General features: G+C 38.2%; 1 protein-coding gene. It reads left to right on the top strand.

What is annotated here, in order from left to right; translation table 11 throughout:
- The coding region (locus ACT3RN_RS15860; protein ID WP_444518842.1) for an ATP-dependent nuclease at positions 1-871 on the top strand (871 nt) is incomplete at its 5' end.
- Between the last annotated feature and the right edge of the window lie 25 nt (positions 872-896).

Here is an 896-nt window from a genome sequence, read left to right as displayed (position 1 = left end):
CTTTGGTAATACTCCAGTCCCAAATGCTAATAATCCAAAAGCATTGAAGGACTACCAAGACAAACTAGATAGGAGGAGTTATTTGTTAAATGCGGCAAGCATTCATCTCACGAGAGAAATTCGAAAAATATGGATGCCAAACCCTAACAGACCAGAAGCCGATAAACTAAGAGTAACAGCTGATGGTCAGTACTTGAAAGTTGTTGTAGAAGACGATATGGGTGTCGATATTGAGTTAGATCAACGATCAGAGGGTTTTCAATGGCTTGTGTCGTTTTTTATAATTTTCTTTGCAGAAGCTGCGGATAAACATAAAAATGCTATTCTTCTTCTAGATGAACCAGGCATGAGCCTTCATGCTTTGAAGCAACGAGATTTTAGAACAACAATATCAAGATTAGCGGAACAAAACCAAACTATCTATACCACTCACTCTCCATTTCTAGTAGGGCCTGATGAACTAAATATTGTCAAAGTTGTGGAAATGAAAGATCGTAGTGATGGTACTAAAGTACATAATACAATTAATTCAAGCGATCCAGCGGCTCTTCTCCCTCTCCAAGAAGCATTAGGATACGATTTGGCTCAAAGCTTATTTACGCAAAAGAAGAATCTAATTTTAGAGGGGCTAACAGATTACTGGTATATAGAGGCAGCGTCAGCACTTTTACGCGCAAAAAAAATAGCTGACTTGAACGATAAAATCTCTCTAGTTTTCGCTAATACAGCTGGCAAAGTAGTCTACTACGCCACCATACTACATGCTCAAAATTTGAAAATTGCAGCTTTACTTGATTCTGATAGTGCTGGAAATCAGGCAGCTACTCAAGATAGCTTGGTATATACTCTAGGTAACCCCAATTCGGGATAAGGGCTCAAAAAAAAGATAAAAAAAG

Source organism: Psychrobacter sp. AOP5-GZ1-6 (assembly GCF_052376345.1).
GTDB lineage: Bacteria > Pseudomonadota > Gammaproteobacteria > Pseudomonadales > Moraxellaceae > Psychrobacter.
This window is presented reverse-complemented; position numbering and strand designations above follow the sequence as displayed.